The 23,002-nt window shown below is 71.5% G+C and carries 22 protein-coding genes, 1 tRNA gene and 4 pseudogenes; 9 read left to right on the top strand and 18 right to left on the bottom strand.

What is annotated here, in order from left to right; all coding sequences use genetic code 11:
* Window positions 1–271 precede the first annotated feature (271 nt).
* The 3 genes from rplL to BJF80_RS19165 all read right to left on the bottom strand — a co-directional run bounded on the left by rplL (window position 272) and on the right by BJF80_RS19165 (window position 2,231).
* Entirely contained in the window at window positions 272–667 is a 396-nt protein-coding gene (rplL, locus tag BJF80_RS02530) for a 50S ribosomal protein L7/L12 (protein WP_022925284.1), read from the bottom strand.
* Between the two features lie 79 nt (window positions 668–746).
* A complete protein-coding gene (rplJ, locus tag BJF80_RS02525) occupies window positions 747–1,379 on the bottom strand; it encodes a 50S ribosomal protein L10 (RefSeq protein WP_022925283.1) in 633 nt (210 codons plus the stop codon).
* Window positions 1,380–1,496: 117 nt separating this feature from the next.
* Window positions 1,497–2,231, bottom strand: coding sequence for a hypothetical protein (locus BJF80_RS19165; protein WP_202817127.1), 735 nt, complete (start codon window positions 2,229–2,231; stop codon window positions 1,497–1,499).
* 78 nt (window positions 2,232–2,309) lie between these two features.
* Here BJF80_RS19165 and BJF80_RS19160 point away from each other — a divergent pair, with 78 nt between their 5' ends.
* The gene (locus tag BJF80_RS19160) at window positions 2,310–2,987 is read left to right on the top strand and encodes a hypothetical protein (protein ID WP_202817126.1); all 678 of its coding nucleotides are present in this window, start codon (window positions 2,310–2,312) and stop codon (window positions 2,985–2,987) included.
* A 218-nt stretch (window positions 2,988–3,205) separates the two neighbouring features.
* Here BJF80_RS19160 and BJF80_RS02515 read toward each other — a convergent pair whose 3' ends face one another.
* From BJF80_RS02515 to BJF80_RS02490, 6 genes are all read right to left on the bottom strand, one after another.
* A complete protein-coding gene (locus BJF80_RS02515) occupies window positions 3,206–4,237 on the bottom strand; it encodes a hypothetical protein (RefSeq protein WP_075811117.1) in 1,032 nt (343 codons plus the stop codon).
* Between the two features lie 251 nt (window positions 4,238–4,488).
* Window positions 4,489–5,205, bottom strand: a complete 717-nt coding sequence (gene rplA, locus BJF80_RS02510) for a 50S ribosomal protein L1 (protein WP_022925281.1) — start codon at window positions 5,203–5,205, stop codon at window positions 4,489–4,491.
* Window positions 5,206–5,318: 113 nt separating this feature from the next.
* Window positions 5,319–5,747, bottom strand: a complete 429-nt coding sequence (rplK, locus tag BJF80_RS02505; RefSeq protein WP_075811116.1) for a 50S ribosomal protein L11 — start codon at window positions 5,745–5,747, stop codon at window positions 5,319–5,321.
* A gap of 200 nt (window positions 5,748–5,947) precedes the next feature.
* Complete coding sequence (gene nusG, locus BJF80_RS02500; RefSeq protein WP_075811115.1) at window positions 5,948–6,808, bottom strand: transcription termination/antitermination protein NusG; 861 nt, start codon at window positions 6,806–6,808, stop codon at window positions 5,948–5,950.
* Between the two features lie 58 nt (window positions 6,809–6,866).
* A complete protein-coding gene (secE, locus tag BJF80_RS02495) occupies window positions 6,867–7,112 on the bottom strand; it encodes a preprotein translocase subunit SecE (RefSeq protein WP_022925278.1) in 246 nt (81 codons plus the stop codon).
* Between the two features lie 61 nt (window positions 7,113–7,173).
* Window positions 7,174–7,246, bottom strand: a tRNA-Trp gene (locus BJF80_RS02490).
* Between the two features lie 146 nt (window positions 7,247–7,392).
* On the opposite strand from BJF80_RS02490, the gene BJF80_RS02485 reads away from it, so the two are divergent.
* From BJF80_RS02485 to BJF80_RS02470, 4 genes and pseudogenes are all read left to right on the top strand, one after another.
* Complete coding sequence (locus tag BJF80_RS02485; RefSeq protein WP_075811144.1) at window positions 7,393–8,619, top strand: pyridoxal phosphate-dependent aminotransferase; 1,227 nt, start codon at window positions 7,393–7,395, stop codon at window positions 8,617–8,619.
* A gap of 161 nt (window positions 8,620–8,780) precedes the next feature.
* Window positions 8,781–9,515, top strand: coding sequence for a hypothetical protein (locus tag BJF80_RS02480; protein ID WP_075811114.1), 735 nt, complete (start codon window positions 8,781–8,783; stop codon window positions 9,513–9,515).
* A gap of 112 nt (window positions 9,516–9,627) precedes the next feature.
* A pseudogene (locus BJF80_RS02475) lies at window positions 9,628–10,200 on the top strand (transposase); the annotation flags it as partial.
* Window positions 10,201–10,303: 103 nt separating this feature from the next.
* Window positions 10,304–11,373, top strand: a pseudogene (locus BJF80_RS02470) (alkene reductase).
* A gap of 586 nt (window positions 11,374–11,959) precedes the next feature.
* On the opposite strand, the gene BJF80_RS02465 reads toward BJF80_RS02470, so the two are convergent.
* The 3 genes and pseudogenes from BJF80_RS02465 to argG all read right to left on the bottom strand — a co-directional run bounded on the left by BJF80_RS02465 (window position 11,960) and on the right by argG (window position 14,823).
* Window positions 11,960–12,277 carry a hypothetical protein gene (locus BJF80_RS02465; RefSeq protein WP_075811113.1) on the bottom strand — a complete coding sequence of 106 codons (318 nt, stop codon included), beginning with the start codon at window positions 12,275–12,277 and terminating at the stop codon, window positions 11,960–11,962.
* A gap of 608 nt (window positions 12,278–12,885) precedes the next feature.
* Window positions 12,886–13,194: pseudogene (locus tag BJF80_RS02460) on the bottom strand (type I restriction enzyme endonuclease domain-containing protein); the annotation flags it as partial.
* 135 nt (window positions 13,195–13,329) lie between these two features.
* Complete coding sequence (gene argG, locus BJF80_RS02455; RefSeq protein ID WP_075811142.1) at window positions 13,330–14,823, bottom strand: argininosuccinate synthase; 1,494 nt, start codon at window positions 14,821–14,823, stop codon at window positions 13,330–13,332.
* A gap of 93 nt (window positions 14,824–14,916) precedes the next feature.
* Between argG and BJF80_RS02450 the strand changes: the two genes are divergently transcribed.
* Window positions 14,917–16,221, top strand: coding sequence for an FUSC family protein (locus BJF80_RS02450; RefSeq protein ID WP_075811112.1), 1,305 nt, complete (start codon window positions 14,917–14,919; stop codon window positions 16,219–16,221).
* Here the strand turns inward: BJF80_RS02450 and BJF80_RS02445 are convergent.
* From BJF80_RS02445 to BJF80_RS02425, 5 genes are read right to left on the bottom strand one after another with little or no spacing between them, the layout of a single operon-like run.
* Window positions 16,205–16,915, bottom strand: coding sequence for an ABC transporter permease (locus BJF80_RS02445; protein WP_075811111.1), 711 nt, complete (start codon window positions 16,913–16,915; stop codon window positions 16,205–16,207). The two genes, BJF80_RS02450 and BJF80_RS02445, sit on opposite strands and share 17 nt — an antisense overlap.
* Window positions 16,912–17,835: an ABC transporter ATP-binding protein gene (locus BJF80_RS02440; protein ID WP_075811110.1), complete on the bottom strand. Its 924-nt coding sequence runs from the start codon at window positions 17,833–17,835 to the stop codon at window positions 16,912–16,914. Before BJF80_RS02440 ends, BJF80_RS02445 begins: the two co-directional genes overlap by 4 nt.
* A complete protein-coding gene (locus tag BJF80_RS02435; RefSeq protein WP_075811109.1) occupies window positions 17,835–18,722 on the bottom strand; it encodes a hypothetical protein in 888 nt (295 codons plus the stop codon). Before BJF80_RS02435 ends, BJF80_RS02440 begins: the two co-directional genes overlap by 1 nt.
* The gene (locus tag BJF80_RS02430) at window positions 18,719–19,684 is read right to left on the bottom strand and encodes an ABC transporter ATP-binding protein (protein WP_075811108.1); all 966 of its coding nucleotides are present in this window, start codon (window positions 19,682–19,684) and stop codon (window positions 18,719–18,721) included. The genes BJF80_RS02435 and BJF80_RS02430 overlap by 4 nt, the downstream gene beginning before the upstream one ends.
* 27 nt (window positions 19,685–19,711) lie before the next feature.
* The gene (locus tag BJF80_RS02425) at window positions 19,712–20,290 is read right to left on the bottom strand and encodes an SRPBCC family protein (RefSeq protein WP_075811107.1); all 579 of its coding nucleotides are present in this window, start codon (window positions 20,288–20,290) and stop codon (window positions 19,712–19,714) included.
* 48 nt (window positions 20,291–20,338) lie between these two features.
* On the opposite strand from BJF80_RS02425, the gene BJF80_RS02420 reads away from it, so the two are divergent.
* Both BJF80_RS02420 and BJF80_RS21420 read left to right on the top strand, forming a co-directional pair.
* Window positions 20,339–21,385: an adenosine deaminase gene (locus BJF80_RS02420; RefSeq protein ID WP_075811106.1), complete on the top strand. Its 1,047-nt coding sequence runs from the start codon at window positions 20,339–20,341 to the stop codon at window positions 21,383–21,385.
* 371 nt (window positions 21,386–21,756) lie between these two features.
* Window positions 21,757–22,341, top strand: a pseudogene (locus BJF80_RS21420) (alpha/beta-hydrolase family protein); the annotation flags it as partial.
* A 12-nt stretch (window positions 22,342–22,353) separates the two neighbouring features.
* Here the strand turns inward: BJF80_RS21420 and BJF80_RS21415 are convergent.
* Window positions 22,354–22,605: a hypothetical protein gene (locus BJF80_RS21415; protein ID WP_527251112.1), complete on the bottom strand. Its 252-nt coding sequence runs from the start codon at window positions 22,603–22,605 to the stop codon at window positions 22,354–22,356.
* Between BJF80_RS21415 and BJF80_RS02405 the strand changes: the two genes are divergently transcribed.
* A complete protein-coding gene (locus BJF80_RS02405) occupies window positions 22,493–22,909 on the top strand; it encodes a TA system VapC family ribonuclease toxin (protein ID WP_527251111.1) in 417 nt (138 codons plus the stop codon). The two genes, BJF80_RS21415 and BJF80_RS02405, sit on opposite strands and share 113 nt — an antisense overlap.
* The last annotated feature ends 93 nt before the right edge of the window (window positions 22,910–23,002 follow it).

Below are 23,002 nucleotides of genomic sequence, written 5' to 3'. Positions count from 1 at the left end.
GCAGAGGTAGGGCAGCGCAAAGTACTACATTACACGCCCCTCCCCCGAGAGTCCAACTCGCCCGCCCACGAGCCCCGCGCCCCCGATCGTCCTCCTCGCAGGCCTCTTCGTCAAGCACACGGGGACCTCGCGCGTCGTGTCCGTGCACCACCTCCGGCACGGAGACACCGGGGACGACCGAGGGCGGGGCCCCGCATCGACGATGCGCGACCCCGCCCTCGGCGGAGTGGAGCGGCCGGGACCTACGGCATACCCGCAGGTCCCGCCGGGCTCACTTGAGCGTGACGGTGGCGCCAGCGCCCTCGAGCTGCTCCTTGGCCTTCTCGGCGGCCTCCTTGTCGACCTTCTCCAGGACCGGCTTCGGGGCCCCGTCGACCAGGTCCTTGGCCTCCTTGAGGCCGAGGGAGGTCAGCGCGCGGACCTCCTTGATGACCTGGATCTTCTTGTCGCCGGCCGCCTCGAGGATGACGTCGAACTCGTCCTGCTCCTCGGCAGCGCCGCCGGCGTCGCCGCCGCCCGCAGCCGGGGCGCCGGCCGCCGCGACGGCGACCGGGGCAGCAGCGGTGACCTCGAAGGTGTCCTCGAAGGCCTTGACGAACTCGGACAGCTCGATGAGGGTCATCTCCTTGAACTGCTCCAGGAGCTCCTCGGTGCTCAGCTTCGCCATGATGGGCGTTCCTTCCTGTTGTGTGCCGTGAGTGGCGTTGTGATGAATGTGCTGATCGCGGTGGCCGGAGCCGGTGCGGTCAGCTCTCGTCGCCACCCTCGGCGACGTCGGTGGTCGCCTCGGCAGGCTCGGCTGCCTCGGCGGTGGTGTCGGCCTCGTCGGCCGGCGCCGACTCGGTCGCGGCGGCGGACCCGCCCTGCTCCTCGACCTTCGCGCGCAGCGACTCCACGACCCGAGCGGTCGTGGACATCGGGGCGGCGAACAGGCCGACGGCCTTGGACAGGTTGCCCTTCATGGCACCCGCCAGCTTGGCCAGCAGGACCTCGCGGGACTCGAGGTCCGCGAGCGTGGTGATCTCGTCGGGCGTCAGCGACTTGCCGTCGAGGACGCCTGCCTTGATGACCAGGGCCGGGTTGGCCTTGGCGAAGTCACGCAGCCCCTTGGCCGCCTCCACCGGGTCACCGGTGACGAAGGCGATGGCCGTGGGCCCCTGGAGGTGCTCGTCGAGGCCGTCGATGCCGGCCTCGGCAGCAGCACGCTTGGTCAGCGTGTTCTTCACCACGGCGTAGGTGGCGTGCTCACGCATGGAGGCGCGCAGCTCGGTGATCTGGCTCACCCGCAGCCCGCGGTACTCCGTGAGCACGGCCCCACCGGAGCTGCGGAACTTCTCCGTCAGCTCGGCGATGGCAGCAACCTTCTCGGGCGTCGCCATACTGGCCTCCTTCACGTCGTGGTGCCGGCTACCCCATGGCCTGGCACGACGAGAGCCCCGGCGCAGGCGCACCGGGGCTCGAGGTTCTCCGGCGAAGGCCGGCGAGCAGAGCTCTGATCACACCTGCGCTGGCGCCCCGACGTGGTCAGGACCTTCGGTCGGCGCCTCCGGCTCGCTCTCGCGCTCCGGGAACACCGACAACCGGCGGTCTTGGGTATGCCCCCAGGCTACGGCATACCGGGGGTGCGCCCAAATCCCCGGAGCCGGCCGCAGCGGCCGCCGGCGCGTTGGGCACCATGGTGCGGTGAGCGAGCAGTCGACGTGGGAGCGGTGGTACCACCGGTTCGTCTCCGCGGACCAGGAGGCCGAGGAGGACTTCGGCGGGACCGAGCGGGTGAGCCGGGGTGGGGTGCGGCTCATCGCCGCGGGCGCCCTGCAGAGCATCGGCGACCAGGTGGTCAACGCCAAGACGGTGCTGCCCTGGCTGCTGGCGGTGGTGGGAGCACCGGCCGCGCTGGTGGGGCTGCTCGTCCCTATCCGCGAGTCCGGGTCCATGCTGCCGCAGGCCGCCCTGACCCCGTGGGTGGTGGCGCACCGACGGCGCACCCGCGTCTGGATGGTCGGCGCGGGAGGCCAGGCCCTGGCGACGGTCGCGATGGCCGGCGCGGCCCTGCTGCTGGAGGGGATCATCGCGGGGCTCGCGGTGCTCCTCGCCCTCGCGCTCTTCGCGCTGGCGCGGTGCCTGTGCTCCATGGCGGCCAAGGACGTGCAGGGGCGCACGGTGCCGAAGGGGCAACGGGGACAGGTCACCGGCGCGGCGACCATGGTGTCCGGGGCGGCGGCGCTGGTCATCGGGGTCACGCTGCACCTGCTGGGCCCGGACCTCGGGGCGCCGGTGCTGGCGGCCTTCCTCCTGGGAGCAGCGCTGATGTGGGCGATCGCCGTGGTGGTGTATGCCGGCATCCCCGAACGCCGCAGGATCCCGAGGACGCGCGGGAGCCGTGGTGGACCGAGACCGTGCAGCTGCTGCGGCAGGACGCGGCCTTCCGGCACTTCGTGCTGGCCCGTGGGCTGCTGCTCGTCTCGGCGCTCGCGCCGCCCTTCCTGGTGTCGCTCGCCGTGGGCGCCGGCGGCGCCGGCCTGCTCAGCGGCCTGGGGTCCTTCGTCATCGCGCAGGGGGTGGCCTCGGTGGTCGGCGGCCGGGTCTTCGGCGGGCTCGCCGACCGGTCCAGCCGGCTGGTCATGGTCGTCGGGGCGCTCGTGGCGTCGGTCGTGGTCCTGCTCGCCGTCGCCGCCGTGCTCGCGCTCCCGCCGGGCTCGGCAGCACTCCTGGCGTCGCTGGTCGCGGCATACCTGCTGCTCAGCCTGGTGCACGTCGGTGTCCGGGTGGCGCGCAAGACGTATGTCGTGGACGTCGCCGAGGGCGACCGGCGCACCCGCTACGTCGCCGTCTCGAACACGGCGATGGGCGTCATCCTGCTGGTGACCGGCGCGATCAGTGCGGGCCTGGCCACCCTCGGCACGGTGCCCGCGCTGGTCTTCCTCGCCGTCCTGGGGCTGCTGGGCGCGGTCGTCTCCTGGCGCCTGCCCGAGGTCTCGCGCCGCTGAGTCCGCCGCCCGACCTGGGCAAGGCTAGGCATCGCACACGCCATCCCCCGCCGACCTGCGCCGCACGGCCGACCTGGGCAAGGGTAGGCACCCGATGCGCCGTCCCCCTCCCCCGGCCGACCTGGGCAAGGCTGTGCACCCGAAGCGCCGTCGAGAAGGCTGCTGGTGGTGCACAGCCTTGCCCAGGTGCGCCTCGGCGGCGTGAGAACTCCCCTGCCTCACCCCGGCACCGCTCGCCGCGCCTCGGCACGGGCGATGGCGGCGAGGATGCGCTGCCGGACCAGGTGCGGTCGCGCCAGGTCGGCCCACGTGATCCGGACGACCTCGTAGCCGAGCTCACGAAGCCGGTCCTCGCGCTCCTTCTCGGACAGCAGGTCGTCCAGACCGGAGTACTTCACCGAGCCGTCGAACTCCAGCAGGACAGCCCACCGGTCGAGCTTGAGGTCGGCATACCCGACGAGCACGCTGCCGTCCCGGACGGCGAACTGCGGCGTGCACGGCCCCAGCCCGAGCACTTCGACGAGCCACCGGCTCCGGCTCTCCCCCGGTGACTCGCTCCGGGCGTCGGCGGCCTCCACCACCTGCTCCGCAGCGGGCCGACCCCGCCCGAAGCCGGCGCTCAGGGCTGCCTCCAGCTGACGTCCGACACGCACCATCTCCCGACCGGGCGGGACACCTCCCCGGCGGACCACGTCGATCCCCTGCCCGTGCGCCTCGGCATCGGCCAGAGCGGCCGAGTGGAGCACCCCGTCGAGGCAGATGAGCCCGGACTCCGGCCCCGACGCGGCCGCCACCTGCAGCGCGGCCATCGCCGGGTGCACCACGAGCAGCCCGTCCTCCTCGGCGGCCCACGTCGCCGGCACCGGTGCGTGGACCCAGACGGCTCCGTCCCGTCGACCACGATGCCCGTCGAGACGCGAGAGGTGGATGTCCTCACCACCTCCACCGTAGGGCTGCTCCCGCACCGCGAAGGCACTCTGATGGCTCAGCGCGTGCACCGCAGGATCGGCGCCCCCGCGAGGGTGGGCCAGGCTGAACCCCACGGCCCGGGCGCGCAGCGCACGGCGCTCCCACGGGGTGATGCCACGCAGCGCGGTGGCGAGCACGAGCGCATCCCGGCGGACGCGGACCAGAACCCCGGTACGGACCAGTCGCTCGACGGTCCGTCTCGAGCACCCCGCCCCGAGCAGCTGGTGCACCGCACCCGCGCCACCCTGCGCCTCGAGCAGAGCCACGACCTCCTGATCCATGCAGCGAGTCTGGCCCGTGGCAGGCATACCCGTCGGATCTTGTCCACAGGCCGGGCCGCTCCTCTGAGGGAACCTGGGCAAGGATGCGCACCCCCGGTGGCTCCTACCCAGACCTGGGCAAGGGTATGCACGGCAGACCCCGTCGAGAGGGCTGCCTGTGGTGCACAACATTGCCCAGGTCGAGGGAGGACGAACGACGACGCCCCCGGGAGCCGAGGCTCTCCGGGGGCGTCGCGTCGCTCAGCGATGGGTCACTCGGCCGGCGCGGTCTCCAGGACGCTGCCGACGCGGGCCGGGTCCATCGGGATGCCGGGGCCCATGGTCGTCGACATGGTCGCCTTGGTGACGTAGCGGCCCTTGGAGCTGGCCGGCTTCAGCCGCAGGATCTCCTCGATCGCGGCGGCGTAGTTGCTGGCCAGGGTCGCCTCGTCGAAGGAGGTCTTGCCGATGATGAAGTGGAGGTTGCTGTGCTTGTCCACGCGGAACTCGATCTTGCCGCCCTTGATGTCGGACACGGCCTTGCCGGTGTCCATCGTGACGGTGCCGGTCTTGGGGTTCGGCATGAGGCCGCGGGGGCCGAGCACCTTGCCCAGCCGGCCGACCTTGCCCATGAGGTCCGGGGTCGCGACGACGGCGTCGAAGTCGGTCCAACCGCCGGACACCTTCTCGATCATGTCGTCCGAGCCGACGTGGTCGGCGCCCGCGTCCAGGGCGGCCTGCGCCTTGTCGCCGTTGGCGAAGACGAGGACGCGGGCGGTCTTGCCGGTGCCGCCGGGCAGGTTGACGGTGCCGCGGACCAGCTGGTCGGCCTTGCGCGGGTCGACGCCCAGGCGCAGGGCGACCTCGACGGTCGGGTCGAACTTCGTGGTGGAGGTCTCCTTGGCCAGGCGGATCGCCTCGCGGGGGGTGTAGAACGACCCCTCGGAGAGCTTGTCCGCCGCGGCGCGGTAGGCCTTGCTGCGCTTCATGTGTGACTCCTCGTGATGAGTGGTGGAGCTGTGGTCGGACGGGCCGAAGCGGGCCCTGCCACAGGGTTCGTGGTAGGCCGTCCGCCCGGCGGGCGGAGGCATACCCCGGAGGTTCAGCTGGTGGTGATGCCCATCGACCGGGCGGTGCCGGCGATGATGCGCTTGGCCATGTCCAGGTCGCTGGCGTTGAGGTCGGCCATCTTCATCTCGGCGATCTCGGTGAGCTGCGCGTCGGTCAGCGTCCCGACCTTGGTCTTGTGCGGCTCACCCGAGCCCTTGCCCACGCCCGCGGCCTTCTTGATGAGCTCGGCGGCCGGCGGGGTCTTGGTGATGAAGGTGAACGAGCGGTCCTCGTAGACCGTGATCTCGACCGGGATGACGTTGCCACGCTGGGACTCCGTCGCGGCGTTGTAGGCCTTGACGAACTCCATGATGTTGACGCCGTGCTGACCCAGCGCGGGGCCGACGGGCGGGGCCGGGGTGGCGGCGCCGGCCTGGATCTGCAGCTTGATGAAGCCGGAGACCTTCTTCTTGGGGGGCATGTGCTCTCCTTGGTTGTGGGCCGACGCCCTGGGCGATGACCCGGTTGCATCACGAAGACGGCGTCTTCGTGATCCGAGGCCGTCCACGGCCTCGGACATCTGTGAAGTTGTGCGGGCGAAGCCCGCTCCCCCGCGGCGCAGCCGCCCCTCGGGGCGCAGCAACTGCGGGAGCCAGTCGGGGGGCGGAGCCCCCTGACCACTTAGAGCTTGGCGACCTGGTTGAAGGCCAGCTCGACGGGGGTCTCGCGGCCGAAGATGGAGACGAGCACCTTGAGCTTGTTGCTCTCGGGCAGGATCTCGGAAATCGTCGCGGGCAGGGTCTCGAACGGACCCTCCATGACGGTGACGGACTCGCCGACCTCGAAGTCGACCTGCGGCTGGGCCGGGCGACCCGCACCGCTGTCGCCGCCCTCGGCGCCGGAGTCGGCGGTGGCGGCCGCAGCCGGGCTCGGGGTGTCGAAGACCGGGGCCAGCATCGAGACGACCTCGTCGATCGAGAGCGGCACCGGCTGGTGCGCGTTGCCGACGAAGCCGGTGACGCCAGGGGTATGCCGGACGGCGCCCCAGGACTCGTCGGTGAGCTCCATCCGGACCAGCACGTAGCCGGGCATCCGCACGCGACGCACCTGCTTGCGCTGGCCGTTCTTGATCTCGGTCACCTCCTCCATGGGGACCTCCACCTCGAAGATGTAGTCCTCCATGTTGAGGCTGGTGATGCGGGTCTCCAGGTTGTGCTTGACCCGGTTCTCGTAGCCGGCGTAGGAGTGGATGACGAACCAGTCGCCGTACTTGCCGCGCAGCACCGAGGTGAACTCCTCGAGCGGGTCGGCGACCTCGGCCTCCTCCTCGGCGTCGTCCTGGGCCGGATCCGCGGTCGCCTGCTCGGTCGCGTCGGCCTCCACGGAGTCCTCGGTGCTCACCTGGTCGTCCTCGCCGTAGACGGCCTCCTCCACGGGGTCGGCAGCGGGCTCGCCGTCGTGCCGCTCGGCGGCCTCGACGTCGGCGTCCTGCACGGACTGCTCAGCCGTGACCTCGTCGTGGTCGGGGGTCTGCTCGGACATGCCCTACTTCCTCAGTGTCGATTCTGTGGCCCGGCGCGGTGCCGGCACCGAGTGGCGGTCAGGCCCCGAAGACGAGACCGACCAGCCACTGGAACAGCTGGTCCAGGCCGAAGACGAAGGCCATCATCACGAGCACGAAGACGAACACGACGATCGTGTAGGTGATGAGCTCGTTGCGGGTCGGCTGGACGACCTTGCGCAGCTCGGCCATGACCTGCTCGACGAAGGTCGCCGGGCGGCCGGACGGGCCGGGGCCGGCCTGGCTGCGAGCGGCACCGTCGGTGTCGCGGGCGGGGTTCGCCACAGGTCGCCTTCCTTCTCGCAGGTCTGGGTGGTCACGGCAGGCAGGCTGCCTGCCGGTCACGCAGGGCAAGAGGGACTCGAACCCCCAACCGCCGGTTTTGGAGACCGGTGCTCTACCAATTGAGCTATTGCCCTTCGCCGGATGGTCGCGGGCGGCACCCTGCCGTTGGGGGGCAGGCTGGCGCACGGTGCGAACACCCGAACGACGAGCATACGTGACGGCTCGTGCGGCGTGCAAAGACGGGCACGGGGCTGACGTGGCGTGAAGCGACGGTGACATGATGGTGCGCGTGAGCGAGCAGACCCGCATCAGCACTCGAATCGGATCCATCGCCGAGTCCGCCACCCTGGCGGTCGACGCCAAGGCCAAGGCACTCAAGGCCGAGGGTCGACCGGTGATCGGCTTCGGAGCCGGCGAGCCCGACTTCCCCACCCCCGACTACGTCGTGGAGGCGGCGGTCGCGGCGTGCGCCGACCCCGTCAACCACCGCTACTCCCCCGCCGGCGGCCTGCCGGCGCTGAAGGCGGCGATCGTCGCCAAGACGCGCCGCGACTCCGGGTATGAGGTGGAGCCGGCGAACGTGCTCGTCACCAACGGCGGCAAGCAGGCCGTCTACAACACTTTCGCCGCGCTGCTCGACCCGGGCGACGAGGTCATCCTGCCGGCCCCCTACTGGACCACCTACCCGGAGGCGATCCGGCTCGCGGGCGGCAGCCCGGTGGAGCTCTTCGCCGGCGCGGACGCCGAGGCCGGGGCATACCTCGTCACCGTGGAGCAGCTGGAGGCCGCGCGGACCGACCGGACCAAGGCGCTGCTCTTCTGCTCGCCGTCGAACCCGACCGGTGCGGTCTACCCGCGCGACCAGGTCGAGGCGATCGGGCGCTGGGCGCTGGAGCACGGCATCTGGGTGGTCACCGACGAGATCTACGAGCACCTGCTCTACGACGGGGCGCAGGCGCCGTCGATGCCCGTGGTGGTGCCCGAGCTCGCCGACACCTGCGTCGTGCTCAACGGCGTGGCCAAGACCTACGCGATGACCGGCTGGCGGGTCGGCTGGATGATCGGGCCGACGGACGTCATCAAGGCCGCTACCAACCTGCAGAGCCACGCGACCTCCAACGTCGCCAACGTCTCGCAGCGCGCCGCGATCGCGGCGCTGGAGAGCCCGCTGGACGCCGTCGAGGAGATGAAGGCCGCCTTCGACCGGCGCCGGCGACTCATCGTCGACATGCTCAGCGAGATCGACGGTGTGGAGTGCCCCGTCCCCCAGGGCGCCTTCTACGCCTACCCCTCGGTCGAGGGGGTCCTGGGCAAGGAGATCCGCGGCCGCACGCCGCAGACCTCGGTCGAGCTGGCGGCCCTCATCCTGGACGAGGTCGAGGTCGCGGTCGTGCCGGGCGAGGCGTTCGGGCCGAGCGGATACCTGCGGTTGTCGTATGCGCTGGGCGACGCCGACCTCGAGGAGGGCGTCGGGCGCATCCAGGCGCTGCTGGCCGAGGCACGCTGATCCTTCATGAGACTCCCTCGCGAGGGAGGTATTGACGTGGTAGGTGGGGACCCGGCACGCCTCAACGAGGCGGGCAACACGATGAGGACGTGCGCGATGGACGTGCAGGAGAGCGACACCGCTCTCGGCGGCGGTCGTCCCCCCGGCACCGGGGTGCCGGTATGACTGCTGCGCGCCACCAGCTCGCCGCGACGATGGTCCTCGGACTGACCCTGACCGCCTGCGTCACCACGGGGGACGACATGCCGACCAGCCAGCAGCAGACCAGCACGTCGGACGGAGGCGAGGGGGAACCGACCACGGAGGTCGCCGTTCGGTCGGCCGCCCCGACCGACGTGGACCTGACCGCCTCCATCACCGCGACCGCGGAGACCGCCACCGCACCCGAGGGCTTCACCAGCGGCAGCGAGGGAGTCCTGGTCTCCTACACCGTCACCAACGAGGGCGCAGAGCCGATCAAGGTCGCCCAGGACCGGGCGGCGTCCCAGGCTCCCTCGGCGGCACAGGCGCCGGCCGGGGTGTGGGTCAGCGCGGGGAGCGAGGACGACGTCGTGCGCCTGTCGAAGCAGGTCTTCGGCATCCCCGCCGGGGTGCTGCCGAACGAGGTGCACCGCGCAGCCAGCACGACGGTCGAGCCGGGAGCCTCCGCCGAGGACACCGCCTTCGTGCCCCTGGAGCTCCGGACGGACCTGCCGAGCGGGAGCGAGACGATCACGGTCACCGAGTCGCCGCTCGCCGACCCCGGCGCGGTGCGACGCCTCGAGATCTGCGTGCAGATCGCGCCGGGGCCTCCCGCGGGTCAGGAGGAGCCCTATGCGTCGACGATCGCGGCCGACGCGCAGGACACCACCCTCGTGTGCAGCGAGCCGATCACGCTCCCCGGGGGTGAGCGATGAAGAGCATCACGGGCGACGACGTGTGGGACCGCATCGCGCCCTCCTCCTCGCCGGTCCCGTCGTCGTCGAAGACGTTTCAGGGGTCGTCTCAGATGACGGTGTAGGTCGGCCGGACGCGTCCGTCCGCAGATGGACGTCGAGGTCTCCCAGGGCCGAGGTCGCCGAGATTCCCTTCACCGCGTTCACCTCGAGGAAGAAGGCTGAGCAGGTCGGTGGCCGGCTCGTGATCCGCCGGATCCCGGACCTCAACCCGGCAGGCGAGGACGGACAGGAGACGCTGTTCGACACCTGGCGCTTCCACGCGTTCTTCACCACCACCGACCCGGGCGTGGCCGACACCGTGGCCGCGGACAAGACCCACCGCGGCCACGCGATGATCGAACAGGTCCACGCCGACCTCAAGAGCTCCGCGCTGGCACACCTGCCGTCCGGGAAGTTCACCGCGAACGCAGCGTGGCTGGTGCTCGGCGTCATGGCGTTCAACCTCACCCGCGCCGCCGCCACCCTCGCCGGACCAGGCCTCGCACGCGCGATTGCCGCCACGATCCGCCGCAAGCTCATCGCCGTCCCAGCTCGGATCGCGTCCTCAGCCCGATGCGTGACCATGCATCTACCAACCGGCTGGCCATCGTGCTGTGGTCACGCTCTGCTGCGGTGGAAAGCGCAGTCTCGTGCCCGCGAATAACGCGCGTTCCGAGCGGCGAGCTCGCCCGCTGCCAGATCAAGCGGTGAGTTTCCTCACCGATGCCGGTTGGAACAAGATGGGAGGCGGGAGCGATGTAGGAGACATGGCTGATCTCTTCGAATCCCTGACCGTTGGCGCTTGGACGCTCCCGAACCGGCTCGTGATGGCACCGCTGACCCGCAACCGCGCCGAGGGCACTGTGCCGGGCGACCTCGCGGTGGAGTACTACTCCCAGCGCGCCTCGTCCGGCTGATCATCACCGAGGGCAGCCAGCCCACCGCCGAGGGCCAGGGCTACTTGAACACGCCCGGCTTCCACACCGAGGAGCAGCTCGCCGGGTGGCGTCGAGTGGCCGACGGCGTACACGCAAACGGCGGCCGCATCGTCGCACAGCTGATGCACGTCGGTCGCATCTCCCACCCCGACAACACCGGCGGTGAGGAGATCATCGCGCCGAGCCCGGTGGCGGCTCCCGACGAGATGTTCACCGCCGACGGGATGAAGCCGTACCCGACCCCACGAGAGATTACCGTCGAGGAGATCCCCTCAATCGTCGAGGGCTACGTGCAGGCGGCCCGCAACGCGATCGAGGCCGGGCTCGATGGCGTCGAGGTGCACGGCGCCAACGGCTACCTCATCCACCAGTTCCTCGCGCCCGGCTCCAACCATCGCACCGACCAGTACGGCGGATCGCCCGAGAACCGGGTCCGCTTCGCCCTCGAGGTCACGCGTGCGGTCGCCGACGCGATCGGCGCTGACCGGGTCGGCATCCGCATCTCGCCGGCCCACAACATCCAGGGCGCCACCGAGGAGAATCCCGTCGACGTCGCCGCGACCTACCGGCTCCTGGTCGCGGGCCTGGCTCCGCTCGGCCTGGCCTACCTGAGCATTCTCGCCGACCCGAAGCAGGACCTGGTCCAAGAGCTGCGCCGCTCCTTCGGCGGCGTCGTCGTCGCCAACGACGGCTTCGGCAAGATCACCACGCGCGAGTCGGCGCAGGAGATCCTGGACAAGGGCCTCGCCGACGCGGTCGCCGTCGGGCGACCCTTCCTGGCTAACCCGGACCTGCCCGCCCGGTGGCGCGCCGGCGCGGAGCTCAACGAGCCGAACCCCGACACCTTCTACGGCGGTGGCGCCGAGGGCTACACCGACTACCCGTTCCTCGACAGTTGATCTGACCCGAGCGGAACTTCCAGGTACCTCCGACCTTCGCCCCGACCTAGGTCATCGGCATTCGGAACGTCTCAACTCGCCGCCCGGGTGCACGATGACGTCAGCGACCTCGGCGTAGAGCACCGTAGTCTCGCCGACCACGACCTCGGGGTGCCCCAACTCTTGCGACCGCCATCGAATCTGACTCTTGGTGTTCCGCTGTGCTCGTTGCGGCCGTGGGTCTCGCCCACGTGAGACGTCCACCTGAAGTCCTCGTGCATGAGTGCACCCAATTGCTCGCCCTTTCCGTCAGCGAGAGCCGCTGCTCGCGTCTCGGCGGCGTCAACGACCTGCCTTGCCGCACCCACGCAGGGCAGCCGCTGATGAGGCATGGCCGTCCGGAGATGATCGACGTCCCGGTCGTGACACCGGGGACCCGTGTCGGAGGACCACGCACACACGATCAGGTCGTGTGGAACGCCAAGGTCGTGGCCCTGGGCCGATGCCCGGTCTGCGGCAACGTCGGCCGGGATCCCTTCGAGGAGGTCGTCGAGGAGGTCTCGACTTAGTCGGTTCTCCATCTCATTCATCGCTGCGGCATGGGCCCTCAGCAGTCCCAGAGCGACGCTGGCGTACTGCAAGCGAATGTTGCGTCGTCTCGCCCTTGGCCCGCACGCATCTCCAGTTCGATCGTGCCGAGTTCTGGGCGTCCGCTGATCACCGCCTCGAGCGAGGCTCGCTCGCAGACCGGGGGTAACTCACCGGCCGCCGTGATTCGTGTCGTCTCGTGCGCGAAGCGGTCATGCAGGACGACGGTGGAATCTGTGAGTCGGCTCAATGAGGTGGCCACGTCCAGCTCGGTTCCCGTCGCGGCGAGGCGGGTGAACTCCTCGTGCACCGCCTCCCGATGGTTCAGGGCGGCCACGCTGCGCGCCGTCTCGGTGTTGGCCGCGTCCAGTTCGAGGGCGCGGCGGCGGTCGCGTTCGTGCAGGCCACGACGTCAGCACCACACGGGAGGGACTGACCGAGCACTGGGTGGGGGCCAGCGCCGAGTCCTACCTCGGCTACGCGCGTCAGCTGAAGGCCGCGCTCGACGACGCGGGCACACAGGCGGGGAAGATCGAGCAGTTGCTGCAGCAGATCGACACGGACCTGGACACGGCGCAGAACGACCTGGACTCGAGCTACGTCCGGGCCAGCGGCGCCTGCTCCAGTGCGCCGAGGTCAGGAGGCTCGGCTGTGCACCTGGGACGATCCGGCGCCGGTATCGCTGCTCCCAGGTCTGCGGCGGCAGGACGTACCTGGCTCCGGGCATCTGCAGCTGCGCGTACATCGCGTTCGTCGGGCTGTACTGCTTGAACCGGGCCACCTGGCGGAGCATGTCGACGAGGTCCTTGCTGGACCCGTGGTCCAAGGCCTGATCGATGAGGTACTGGATCGAGGCTCTCGCCTCCTCCAGGGTGGGACCTGCGGGTGGGTCGTCCTCGTCGAAGGGCAGCTGCCCGGGCCACTGCAGCGGCAGCTCTTGACGGGTCATGACGCCTTCCTCTCGGCATACCGGGGCGCCATCGCCTCCATCTGGTCGATGACGAGCCGGATGGCTTCGAGCTGCCGGTCCGGTGGGTAACGATGGAGCACCAGCAGCCGCTTGATCGAGGAGCGCAGCTTGGCCCGCACGTCGTCACGGACCGTCCAGTCCGTCTTGACGTTCCGCTGCATGACGCCCAGGAGCTCTCGCGCGATGGCGGCGAGCACGTCGTCCCCCATGAGCTCGACGGCTGACTCGTTCTGGGCTACGGCGTCGTAGGACGCCAGCTCGTCCTCGGACAGCGCCGGGTCGAAGGTCGCTGGCGACGCCTACCGACGACGGCAACACCAAGACGAAGGCGTCGGACAGCGGCGCTGACTGACGTGTCCTACCCGGGTCGGGAGGCATACCCCGTGACCGACCCCCGTCCGGACACAAGAGGTGTCCGGTCAGTCGGTGCCGAACTCCATGGCGGCCCAGTCCAGCGACTCCTCCTCGTCCTCGGTCGGGCCCACGCCACCGGCGATGCGGTCCGCGCCGCCGGGGGTGAGGTCGCCCACCAGCGAGGTGGAGGCCAGGCCCAGGCCGTTGCGGCCCGCACCCGTCGCAGCATCCTCGGCCAGCCCCTGGGCGTGGGCGGCGGCACCGACCCCGAGCAGCCCCTTGGCGACGTACTGCTCCAGCCGGGCCCGCGAGTCGGCGATGTCGAGGTTGCGCAGGGTCAGCTGACCGATCCGGTCGGTCGGCCCGAAGGCGGCGTTGGTCACCCGCTCCATCGACAGCTTGTCCGGGTGGTAGCTGAAGGCGGGACCGTCGGTCGCCACGATCGTGTAGTCCTCGCCTCGGCGCAGCCGCAGCGTCACCTCGCCGGTCACTGCCGAGGCGACCCAGCGCTGCAGCGACTCCCGGATCATCAGGGCCTGCGGGTCGAGCCAGCGCCCCTCGTACATGAGACGCCCGAGCGCGCGACCTTGGGTGTGGTAGGCGGCGATGACGTCCTCGTTGTGGATCGCGTTGACGAGCCGCTCGTAGCCGATGTGCAGCAGCGCCATGCCCGGGGCCTCGTAGATGCCGCGCGACTTGGCCTCGATGATGCGGTTCTCGATCTCGTCGGCCATGCCCAGCCCGTGCCGGCCGCCGATCGCGTTGGCCGCCATGACCAGCGCGACGGCGTCCCCGCCGAAGTCGTCGCCGTCGATCGCGACCGGACGCCCGTCGCGGAACGAGATCGTGACGTCCTCGGTCTCGATCTCGACCTCGGGGTCCCAGAACCGCACGCCCATGATCGGCTCGACGATCTCCATACCGACGTCGAGGTGCTCGAGCTTCTTGGCCTCGTGCGTCGCGCCCCAGATGTTGGCGTCGGTGGAGTATGCCTTCTCCTTGCTCGCGCGGTAGGGCAGGCCGCGCTCCGTGAGCCACTGGCTCATCTCGTCGCGTCCGCCGAGCTCGTGCACGAAGGCCTCGTCCAGCCACGGCTTGTAGATCCGCAGCTGCGGGTTGGCCAGCAGACCGTAGCGGTAGAACCGCTCGATGTCGTTGCCCTTGTAGGTGGAGCCGTCGCCCCAGATGTGGACGTCGTCCTCCTTCATCGCCCGGATGAGCATCGTGCCGGTGACGGCCCGCCCCAACGGGGTCGTGTTGAAGTAGGTGCGACCGCCGGAGCGGATGTGGAAGGCGCCGCAGGCCAGGGCGACCAGGCCCTCCTCGACCAGCTCGGGGCGGCAGTCGACGATGCGGGCGATCTGCGCGCCGTACTCCTCCGCGCGCCCGGGGACGCCGTCGATGTCGGTTTCGTCGTACTGACCGATGTGGGCCGTGTAGGTGCAGGGCACGGCGCCCTTCTCGCGCATCCACGCCACCGCGACCGAGGTGTCCAGACCGCCGGAGAAGGCGATCCCGACCCGTTCACCGACAGGGATGCTCGTCAAGACCTTGGACATGACCACGAGTGTATGCGCACCTCCGTATAGATATTCAATCCGCAGGTCAGCCGCCACTTTCGACATCCTGCAGACCGTGATGAGATGGGGGGTATGCGCGGCGGTGGTCTGCAGGCCGCCCGGGACTGGAGCACCCGGGCCGGCGCCGCGCTGCTCGAGGGCTGGCGCCCGGACCTCATCAACCTCGTGCGCGTGACGACCGCGGCCGTGCTGGCCTACGTCATCACGCGCGCGGTCACGGTCGGGCCCATCGACCTGACCTGCTCGCTCACCGCCATCCTCGTGACGCAGGCCAGCGCCACCGGCTCGCTGCGGATGGGGATGGTGCGGGTGGGCGCCGTCCTCACCGGCATCGGCGTCGCGCTCGTCGTCTCGATCTGGGTCGGGCTGACCTGGTGGTCCCTGGCCGTGGTGATCTTCGCCTCGCTGCTGCTCGCCAGCCTGCTCCGCCTCGGTCCGCAGGCCCTGGAGACGCCGATCAGCGGCATGCTCATCCTCGGGGCCTCGCTGCAGAACACGGCGGCCGAGACGCGGGTCCTCACCACGCTCATCGGGGCGGGCGTGGGCATCGCGCTGCCGCTGCTGTGGCCGCCCGCGATCCCCGTCGGCTCCGCCGCGACCTCGGTGCGCGCCGTCGCCCGGCGGCTGTCCGACGTCTTCACCGCGGCGGCCACCACCCTGGACGAGGGTCCGGTCACCACCGAGCGGCTGGCCGGTCACCTGCGCGCCGCGCGGGACGTGGACGACGACCTGGGCCGGGCCGGGGAGCTCGTCGGCCGGGTCCAGGAGATGTGGCAGTGGAACACCCGCACCATCGGGCGGGCGGACGTGAGCCCGCTGCTGCGCTCCGGCCTGGACTCGTTGCAGGACTGCGCCGCAGCCACCCGGGCCCTCTTCGTGGCGCTGAGCCACGAGGCCCCCGACGAGGCGGGCGAGGGACTCCCGGAGTTCTCCGACGAGGTGCGGGCCGCGATGGCCGTGGTCCTGCGCGACGTGGGCTCGTGCATCGACTCCTTCGGCCAGCTCGTCGAGGCCGAGACCGTCGGGGACCTCGAGCAGCGCCGTGCTCTGCTCGACGACAACATGGAGCTGCTGCGCGAGACCCGGGCCATCCTCACCGAGCTCATGCTGATGGAGTCCGGCGGCGGCGCGGGGGGTGGCCAGTGGTTGCTGCGGGGCTCGATCCTGCGGGCGGTCGACCGCATCCTGCAGGTGCTCGACGCCCCGGCGCGGGCCGCGGCGCACGCCCGGTGGCGCAGCGAGCAGGGGGAACGGCTGCTTCCCGGCCCGACCGTCTCGCACGAGTTCGCGCCCCTGGACCGGGCCCTCCTCACCTCGCTGCGGCGGGCGCGCCGCTCCGGCCGCCGGCGGATCCGTCTCCCTATTCGTCGCCCCTGAGCTGGAAGCGCGAGAGCCGCCAGCCGGCGGCCACGACACCGGCGACGAGGAGCACCAGCGAGGCGGTGACGGCATACCCCAGGGTCATGTCGGCCACCGGAAGGTCGACGTCGGCCGCCACCTCTCCCACCCGCTCGGCGATCGCCCGCACGGAGACGAACCGGAAGCCGCCGAGGAAGCGCTGGAGCAGCTGCTCCACGACGAGGACGTAGATGAGACCGGCGATCATGCCGTGCCGGGTCGCCGCGGCCAGGGCGGTGAAGAGCGCGGCGTAGAGCACCGCTCCCCCGCCCCCGGTCACCAGCGCCACGACGAGCCACCGGTCCGAGAGCCCTCCCGCGAGGGTGGCGCCGAGCAGTCCCGCGACCGACAGCACGACGGAGGTGCCGGCGGCGACGGCGAACTTGGACGCGGCGACGGCATACCGGCTGACCGGCGTGGAGAGGAGGTAGACCACCGAGCCGTCGTCGATCTCCGGCCCCAGGACGCCGTTGGCCGCGAGCAGCGCCACGAGGGGCACCACGAGCGCGAGCCCGATCTCGCCGACGACCGCCGAGGCGCTGACCGGCTCCCCGGTGACGGCGCGCAGCACCCCCGCGAAGACCACGAGCAGCACCGGGAGCGCAACGAGGACGACCCCGCGCCAGCCACCGACGATGGAGCGCAGCGCCAGCCGCATGATCGTGGGGTTCATGACTGCACCAGGTAGGTGAACACCGACTCCAGGCTCTCGTCCGAGGGTGCGATCTCGCGCACCGTGATCCCGGCCGCGCGCGCGAGCTGCGGCAGGGCGTGGGTGAACGCACCCATGTCGGTCACCTCCACGGTGATGGCCTCGCCGGGCCCGACCCGGCCCAGGGCGACGCTGCGCACGCCGTGCTGGCCCATGAGGGCGGCCGCGAGGGCGCGGTCGTCGGTGGACCGGACGACGTAGTGGCTGGGGCGGTCGGTCATGAGCCGCCGGATCGCGCCGAAGTCCCCGCTGGCGGCGTGCCGCCCGGCGACGACCACCTCGATCTGCCGGGCGATCTGCTCGACCTCCTCGAGGATGTGGCTGGAGAAGAGCACGGTCCGGCCCTGCTCGCCCATGCGCGTGAGCAGCTCCATGAGGTGCATGCGCTGCCGCGGGTCGACGCCGTTGAAGGGCTCGTCCAGCAGCAGGACGCCGGGCTCGTGGACCAGCGCGGAGGCGAGCTTGGCGCGCTGCCGCATCCCCTTGGAGTAGGTGCTGATCGCCCGGTCCGCGGCCTCGGTGAGGTCGACCTCCGCGAGCGCCCGCCCGGTCGCGGCGCGCGCGTCGGGCAGCTGGTGCAGCTCGGCGCTGGCCTGCACGAACTGGCGCCCGGTGAGATAGGCGAAGCTCACCTCCCGCTCGGGCACCAGGCCCAGGTCTCGGTATGCCTGCACGTTGCGCCACACGCGCTGGTCGCCGAGGCGGACCTCGCCCGAGGACGGGGCCAGGAAGCCGGCCATGAGGGCGATGAGGGTGGACTTGCCGGCCCCGTTGGGACCGAGCAGGCCGGTCACGCCCGGGCCGACCGTCATCGAGACGTCGTTGACGGCGACGACGTTGCCGTACCAGCGGGAGACCTCGCTCAGGGTCAGGTCGGTCATCACGCCCCCTTGCTGCGGTAGCGGCGGACGAGCAGGAGCAGCCCGCCGGCCATGAGGGCCAGCGCGGCGAGCAGCAGCAGCCACCCGGTGAGCGCCGACTCCGGTGCCTGCGAGATCTGGCCGGCGGTGTCGCCGAGCACCGCGGTGACGGCGTCGACGAGGGCGAAGGGCGAGAGCAGCGAGACCCAGTGGGCCGCGGTGTCCATGCCCTCGGCGAACAGCGTCTCCTTGAGGGCCACGGTGACGCCCAGCCCGACCATCAGCACCATGATGGTGCCCGCGATCGCGAGGCCGCGCCGCAGCGTCCAGGACGCCACGAGGGCGGAGACGGTGGCGACGAGCAGGGCGAGGACGACCGCCCCGCCCAGCGCCCAGGCGACCGGCCCGATCTCCTCGCGGAAGGAGGCCCCGGCGGTCAGGCCACCGATGAAGAGCACGAGCAGCGGCGTGAGCACGAAGGCGAGGATGGCCAGCACCAGCGAGGCCCACCGGATGAGTGCGAAGGCCGTCGCCCCCAGCGGCCGCGCGAGGTAGAGGCTGATCACCCCCGAGCGCAGGTCCCGGCTGAAGAGCACCGGCGCCTGGGCCGCCACGAAGAGGACGACGAGGAAGGAGCTGCCGGAGTTGTAGCCCGCGTAGTTGAGCAGGTCGGCGTCGAGGCCGATGAAGCTCATGATGCCGACCTGCACGACGGCCGGGACGAGGGTCATGCCCAGGAGCACGAAGGGCAGGATCTTGGCGCGACCGGACCGGCCGAAGCCGAAGACGGCGAGCACCCCCGAGGCGAGCAGGGAGGCCGCGATGCCGCGACGGCCAACCCGGGTCCCGGCATACCGGCGGTAGCCGAGGTCGTGGATCACGCCGGCGCGCTCGGCGGGGGCACTCATGCGGGCACCTCCTCGCGGAAGACGTCCTCGAGGCGCCCGGTCTGCGGCTGCAGCCGGACCAGGCCCACGCCGAGGTCGGCGGCGGCGTCCCGGACGAGGTCGCGGAGCCGGTCGTGGGCGAGGGCGGCCGCCGCCGCGTCGTCGGCGGTGCCCTCGACCTCGACGGGATCGATCTCGATCATCGTGCCGCGGGGCCGGCAGACCAGTCCGCGTGCGGCCAGCGCCTCGCCCATGCGGGTCTGGGCGTCGTCCTCCCCGAGCACCTCGACCAGCACCACCCCGGTGTCGGCGAGGAAGGCCTGGGTCGCCTCCGAGCGCAGCAGCCGCCCGCCGTCCAGCACGACGACGTGGTCGCTGATCCGCTCCAGCTCCCCCAGCAGGTGCGAGGTGACGAGCACGGGGGTGCCGAAGTCGTGGCCGATGCGCTGCACCAGGGCGAGCATGTCGTCGCGCGCCGCCGGGTCCAGGCCGTTGGTGGGCTCGTCGAGCATGACCAGCGACGGGTCGTGGACCAGGGCCTGGGCGAGCTTGGCGCGCTGCTTCATCCCGGTGGAGTAGCCGCCCATGAGCCGGTAGCGTTCCTCGGCCAGACCCACGTGCCGCAGCACGTCGGCCGCCCGCTCGCGCGCCGGGGCCGGCGGCAGGCCCGACATGCGCCCCATGTGGACCACGAAGTCGATGCACCGCACGTCCGGGGGTAGGCAGTCGTGCTCGGGCATGTAGCCCACGACCTGGCGGATCGCCTCGCCTTCCCCGCGGATGTCGTGCCCGAGCACGGACGCCGAGCCCGACGTGGGCGCGAGGAGGCCGAGCAGGATCTTGATGAGGGTGGACTTGCCGGCGCCGTTGGCGCCGACGAGGCCGGTGACCCCTTCACCGACCCCGATCGAGAGGTCGGCGAGCGCCGCGACCTGGCTGGAGCCGTAGCGCTTGGTGAGCGCCTCGGTCTGGATGACTGTCACGGCTCGACCCTAGATCGCCCCCCTGACTCACCCCAGGGGGCTATCCCCCGAGCCCTGCTCCGGCGAGCCCCCGGGAGGACCCGTGGACGAGCCGCGCGCCGTGCTCCCCTCCTGCTCGGCCCGGTCGGCGCGCGCCGCCGCGAGGACCTCGGGGTCGGTGCAGGCCCGGGTCCAGGCGGCGATGCGGGCCCGGATCTCCCGGCCGAGGAGCCACGTCCCGACCCGGTCGGCGACCGGCCGCAGCCAGGCCGGACGGGTGCTGAAGGTGTACTTCCACACCGCCAGCGTGCCCGTCACCCCGTCCTGCTCCTGCGGGGTGAAGCGCCATCCGCCGCCGAAGGTGTCGAAGAACCACGGGCCGGACTCCATGGTCATCCCGGTCTGCCGCGGCGGCCGGTAGCTGACGTAGCGGCTCACCATGGCCAGGCCGACGCGGGCACGCGTCCAGGTGCGGACGCCCACCGCGGGTGCGGTGGCCCCGTCGAGGAAGTGCTGCCGCCGGATGAACGGGTCCCACCCGCGCCGCACCCGACCCGTCGTCTGCGACACAGCGAAGGCGTCCGCCGGCTCCACCCCCACCCAGATGGAGGCGCTGACCTGCGGCATACAGGGAGTCCATCGGCGGCGGCGGGACCGCACGTCTACCCTGAGCAGATGCCTGAGGGGACGCGCTCGCTGCTCGCGCTGCCGAAGGCGCACCTGCACCTGCACTTCACCGGCTCGATGCGGGTGGAGACGGTGCGCGAGCTCGCCGAGAAGCACGACCTGCGGCTGCCGCACGCGCTGACCACGCAGTGGCCGCCGGAGCTGTCCGGGATGGACGAGCGGGGGTGGTTCCGTTTCCAGCGCCTCTACGACCACGCGCGGGCCGTGGTGCGTGACGAGGACGACATGCGGCGGATCGTGCGGGAGGCCGCGGAGGACGACTCCGCCGAGGGGTCCCGGTGGCTGGAGATCCAGGTCGACCCGACGTCCTACGCCCCCTTCGTCGGCGGGCTCACGCCGGCGCTCGAGATCGTGCTGGACGAGGCGCGCGTCGCGACCGAGGCGACCGGCACCCAGGTCGCCGTCGTCGTCGCCGCGTCCCGGATGAAGCACCCGCTGGACGCCCGCGCGCTGGCCCGGCTGGCGGCCCGGTATGCCGGGGAGGGCGCCGGCACCGTGGTCGGCTTCGGGCTGTCCAACGACGAGCGGCGCGGCTGGACCGGCGACTTCGAGCCGGCCTTCCGGATCGCGACGAGGGCCGGGCTGGCGAGCGTGCCGCACGCCGGCGAGCTGCTCGGGGCCGACCACGTGCAGGTCGCCCTGGACCACCTGCTGCCCGACCGGCTGGGGCACGGGATCCGCGCCGTGGAGGACCCGGCGGTGCTGGACCGCGTGGTCCAGGAGCAGGTCACCCTCGAGGTATGCCCGGGCAGCAACGTCGCGCTCGGGGTCTACGACTCCCCGGGCGCGGTGCCGTTGCGGCGGTTGCTGGAGGTGGGGGTCCGGGTCGCGCTCGGCGCCGACGACCCGTTGCTCTTCGGCAACCGGTTGGCCGACCAGTACGTCTCCGCCCGGCTCGACCACGGTCTCGACGACGCCGGGCTGGCGCTCCTCGCGCGTGGCTCGATCGAGGGCTCGACCGCTCCCCCGCAGGTGAGGCGCGACCTGCTGGCGCAGGTCGACACCTGGCTCGGGTCGGAGGGCACCTCGTCCTAGATTGGGGTCGTGGGCGCGACCCGGACCGTGCTGCTCTATCCCCGCACGGTGCGCTCGGGGCGGGCGTGGCTCTTCGGTCGCGTGTCACAGATGGGGTTCACCCTCGGGCTGGTGATGCTCTGGGTCGCCCTGAGCCCCAGCCTGCTCCCCCTCATCATCAGCGTCGTCGTGTGGTGGTGGAGCGTGCGCCAGCAGGCGAGCAACGCCGAGCTGGTGGGGCTCGACACCGGCGGCAACGCGGGGATGGCCGTCGGCGTGGCCGGAGGGGTGGGGCTCGGCGTGCTGCTCGTCGTGGGACGACCTGGGGCGCGACGGGCAGGCGATGGTGGCGGACGGCCCGAGGGCGGCGGACCTCGAGCGGGTGACACACGATCGAGGCCGCGGTGGCCGCCGTCATGGCGGAGATCGACCGCACCGGCGCCCTCGACCGGTCCGTGGTGCACGTCACCACCTCGACCGGTACCGGTGACGTGCAGGCGTGATCGGTCTCCTCGCTGGAGTACCTCACCGGCGGCGACGTCGCCACCGTGTCCATGCAGTACTCCTTCTTCTCCTTGGCCCTGGCCTACGTCACCGACCGCGAGACGCCGCCAGAAGCGGGTCGGGCGCTCTTCGAGGCGGTGGAGGCGCGGGTCGACGCGCTGCCGGCGGACCAGCGCCCGGGCTCGCCGCAGATCGCGCCCGTGGTCGACAACGGTCGCCACGTGCGCTTCGTCACCCGGCGAGAGGTTGACCCAGTTGAGCAGGTGCCTGCTGCCGAGCTGGAGACCATCGCTGACGCCGTCGCTGCCGGCGTAGGGACGGTAGGCGAGGGCCCGACATACATATGTCAGCCACGGTACGCTCGACCTGTGCGCACGACCATCCGGTTGCCCCAGGACCTCTACGACGAGGTGCGCGAGACGGCGCTCCGCGAGCGCAGGACCGTGACCTCACTCATCGAGGAGTCGCTGCGCGAGGCCCTGGCCTCACGGAGCCACCGGCGCCACGACGCGCCCTTCTCGCTCACGCCGGTCGGCGGGGACGGCGGGCTCCGTCCGGGCGTCGACCTGAGCGACCAGGCCGCCCTGGAAGACCTCATGACCGATGCTCGCCCTTGACGTCAACGTGCTGGTGGGGGCGCTCCACCGGGGCTCACCCGGCCACACGACACTGCGGCCCTGGCTGGAGCAGGCGGTCGACGGGGAGGAGGTCGTGGGCATCAGCGACGCGGTGCTCACCGGGACCCTGCGCGTCGTGACCCACCCCCGGGTCTTCACGACCCCTGCGACGGTGCCGGAGGCGGCCGCGTCGATCAGCAACCTGCTGAGACACCCCAACGTGCGCACCTTGCGGACGCTGGCGGGGCACTGGCAACTGGTCCTCGACCTGTGCGAGCGGGCAGGCGCCACCGGCAACCTCGTCGTCGACGCGGCTCACGCGGCCACGGCGATGCAACATGGCGCGACGCTCATCAGTGACGACGCCGACTTCGCCCGGTTCCCCGGACTGGCCTGGCGCCGCCCGCTGGACCCACGTCCCTAGGAGGGCGCTGAACAATCCGCGCGTCGCCGGGGGTTGGCCGGGCGCTGGGTTGAGACTCTGGGTGTATGCAGGGTGAGGCTGATCGGCAGCGGG

This window comes from Serinicoccus sp. CUA-874 (assembly GCF_001942225.1).
Lineage (GTDB): Bacteria > Actinomycetota > Actinomycetes > Actinomycetales > Dermatophilaceae > Ornithinicoccus > Ornithinicoccus marinus.
This window is presented reverse-complemented; position numbering and strand designations above follow the sequence as displayed.